The following is a 3678-nucleotide window of genomic DNA, read 5'->3' on the forward strand; positions in this document are numbered from 1 at the left end:
TGGGTTGCAAAAAATGCACGTTCGTGATTTAATAAAACATTTCAACCGCATGGGTTATTTAATGGCGGAACATGCAAATGGCATTGATTTGTCGCGGGTAATTCCTGATGATGAGCGTAATCGCAAGTCTATTGGGATTGAACGCTCGTATGAACCCAGTGTATACAATGAACAGACTGCTCTTACCAATTTGCGCAACTATGTTAATGATTTAGCTGACAAGTTAATTGAACGCAATTTTTATGCCAATACGGTTGTCTTAAAAATTCGCAATAGTAATTTTAAGACTGTTACGAAAAGGCGCAAGCTTGAACATGCTACTAATAATCCATTAGAATTATATGATGCAGCTAAAGATCTTTTTGAGCCCATTTCCAGCTCGTTTTTAAATGATGGTATCAGGCTTTTGGGGGTAACAGCTACAGATTTTACAGAGGCTGATTATGAAAACATGGATTTAGAACTTTTTTCTCAATAAGGAAAAATTTCTTAAAGTAAAACCGCTAAAATTAAGAAGGAGAATAGATATGAGTACTTTTACAGAGATATACCAAAAAATTACGCAATATGACACGATTATATTGCATCGTCATACCAGTCCTGACCCTGATGCTCTAGGCTCTCAGGCTGGACTTGCACGTTCTTTAAAACTGCAGTTTCCAAGTAAGAAGATCCTATGTGCCGGAGAAAATGATGAGGGTGATCTCGCTTGGATCAACCAGATGGATCAGGTGACAGAAAAGGATTATCAAGGAGCCTTGGTAATCACCACTGACACAGGAAATACCGCCCGCATTTCTAACAAATTATATAATAAGGGTGATTTTCTGATTAAAATTGACCATCATCCGGATGTTGAACCATATGCAGATATGAGTTATGTTGATGATCATGCACCTGCTGCGTCACAAATTATTGCTGATTTCATTATTACTGAAAAAATGCCATTGACTGCAGAAGTGGCCTACCCTCTTTATGCTGGTATTGTTGGTGATACAGGTAGATTTATGTATCCTGAAACAACTGACCATACTTTTAAAATAGCTGCTAAATTAGCAGCAACTGGAATTAATATTAATGAAATTGCTCGCAACATTAGTGACGTTACCTTTGAACAGGCAAAATTACAGGCGGTCGTTTTGGAATATATGAAAGTTGACCCGAGTGGTGCAGCCTATGCGATTTTAGCCCAAGATACTCTGCATAAATTAGGTGTAAATTCGGAACAAGCTTCATGCACGGTTTCTACTCCTGGAAGAATTAAGGATATCATTGCCTGGAATGTTTTTGTGGAAAAGCCCGACGGCACTTATAGGGTTCATTATCGTTCAAAGGGCCCAGTAATCAATGAACTGGCAGCCAAACATGATGGTGGTGGCCACGCATTGGCAAGTGGGGCTAATGCTAAAGATATAGCTGAAGTGAAGCAAATATTTGCGGAATTAGTTCAAGTAACCAAGGAATATCAAGAGGAACATGAATAACATTTTTGAAAACGAAAAGTTAAGTCCAGCACTAAGACAAGGTCTGAAAAAAATAAACTTTGTTAAACCGACTGAGGTGCAGGAAAAAGTAATACCTGTTTTACTGGCACACAAAAATGCTGTAGTACAGGCAGTTACGGGATCGGGTAAAACTCATGCTTTCTTAATCCCTGTAATGAATGAAATCAATGAAAAACTGCCGTATCCACAAGCAATTTTGACTACTCCTAGCAGAGAACTTGCTCAGCAATTATATCAAGTGACTCGTCAATTAAGGGATGCTGCCGGATTAAATATTTCGGTTGCCCAATTGGCAGGAGGCACTGATCGGGAACGCCAACTTGAAAAAATAGGTAGGCACAAACCACAAATTATCATAGCTACTCCTGGTAGGCTTCATGATTTTGTTGCCAAAAAGATTTTACCATTAGACTATGTCACAAATTTTGTCATTGATGAAGCTGACATGACTTTAGATATGGGTTTCTTGGGTGAAATTGACTTTATTGCGCAGAGATTGCCTCAAAATTGTGTTTTAACAGCTTTTTCTGCCACAATTCCTGTTAAATTAGCTAACTTTTTACGCAAGTATATGGCTAAACCAGAAACCATTATTGTAGATAATCCTACAGTTATTTCGCCAACAGTAAAAAATGATTTACTTGATGTCGGATCTAAAAATCGAAAGAAAATACTATATCAGTTACTAACAATTGGTCAGCCTTATTTAGCACTTATTTTTGCTAATACCAAGCAAACGGTAGATGAATTAACTGAGTTTCTTATTAAACAAGGGTTAAGAGTTGCTAAAATTCATGGCGGCATTACTGAACGTGAACGAAAAAGAACCATGAGAGAAGTAGAAGCTGGACAATTTCAATATGTCGTAGCCACTGACTTGGCCGCGCGGGGGATTGATATTGCAGGTGTTAGTCTAGTCATTAACTATGAAATTCCGCGTGAATTAGAATTCGTAATTCATCGTATTGGTCGAACCGGTCGCAACGGTATGAGTGGTCACGCCATTACTCTAATTCGTGAAGAAGAAATGGATCAGATTTTTAAATTAGAAAATATGGGAGTCCATTTCGATTTTGTGGAAATAAAAAATGGGGCTCTAGTAGCACGTAAACATTATCATAGCCGTAAAACAAGGCAGTCGTTTTCTCAAAGTCTTGATAATAAGATGCGTGGCTTGGTGAAGAAAGCCCAAAAGAAACGTAAGCCTGGCTATAAGAAAAAGATTAAGCGTGCTATCCAACTAGATAAGGCGCAAAAGAATAAAATTGAGCAACGTAGTAAAATTCGTAAGGCAAAGCGCCAAAGAAAAATGAAGCGTAACAATCAATCTTAATTCTAAAAATAAACTACATTTAGTTTGATTCAAATGATTGATGCAAACGACTAATTTCTGGTTTTAATCCAAATTAGTCGTTTTATTTTGCTTTGCAAAATACAAAGAATGGATTTTGTTTTAATAATACTGTTAGTCTTTAAAAATAACGCCATTATTTTCAAAGAAAGTATTGCTTGTCATAACCATTATTGCTATACTTATGGCACCATAAGTAGGAGCGATGAAAATGAAATTGACAAAAACTGAGGAAGTTCTTGTTTTTGAGCTATCAAGATACAGCGTGGAAAAGTATACTGTTACTAAATTTTGTCAGAAATTAGACATTAACCGTGGCGCTTTTTATAGAAGGTACAGTAATATTTGTGATTTATTTACTTCAGTCTTAACTTTGCAAACCAGACGAGCCTTACGCAGTGTGGGCAATGAATCAATGGATCGAATGTTTTATCGCATGTTGAAAAAAATTAAGGAAAATAAGACTTTTTATGGCAACTTGCACAGAATTGCCAAGGATCCGCCATTATTTTATCGCGTGTTAAGAAAAGAATATGCTTTAGCCATAGAGAATTATATGCGACCTAGAGGACCGTTTTCGGTGCGTAAAGTTGAACTGGTAGCAAACGGAATATACGCTATTATATTCAATTGGGTTGTTGACGAATGCAGGCATGATATTAGGGATGTTTATCAAAGTATTCATTTGTTACTAACACATATAGAGCAAACAATAAGACGGACTGAATAAACCCCTTTTGCTAGTGTTTTACTGGTAATAATAATTTTTTGCAAAAAAGACTTGCAAAAAAGAAAAATACTTGCTAGTATTAATAACTGTCG

General features: G+C 36.7%; 3 protein-coding genes and 1 pseudogene. All 4 read left to right on the plus strand.

What is annotated here, in order from left to right:
* A pseudogene (locus Q0R51_RS08995) lies at positions 1–478 on the plus strand (DNA polymerase IV); the annotation flags it as partial.
* Between the two features lie 49 nt (positions 479–527).
* Positions 528–1484, plus strand: coding sequence for a bifunctional oligoribonuclease/PAP phosphatase NrnA (locus Q0R51_RS09000; protein ID WP_294758284.1), 957 nt, complete (start codon positions 528–530; stop codon positions 1482–1484).
* A complete protein-coding gene (locus tag Q0R51_RS09005; RefSeq protein WP_294758286.1) occupies positions 1477–2838 on the plus strand; it encodes a DEAD/DEAH box helicase in 1362 nt (453 codons plus the stop codon). The genes Q0R51_RS09000 and Q0R51_RS09005 overlap by 8 nt, the downstream gene beginning before the upstream one ends.
* Before the next feature lie 229 nt (positions 2839–3067).
* A complete protein-coding gene (locus Q0R51_RS09010; protein WP_046325242.1) occupies positions 3068–3586 on the plus strand; it encodes a TetR/AcrR family transcriptional regulator in 519 nt (172 codons plus the stop codon).
* Positions 3587–3678: the final 92 nt, after the last annotated feature.

This window comes from uncultured Lactobacillus sp. (assembly GCF_946477725.1).
In the GTDB taxonomy this organism is placed as follows: Bacteria; Bacillota; Bacilli; order Lactobacillales; family Lactobacillaceae; genus Lactobacillus.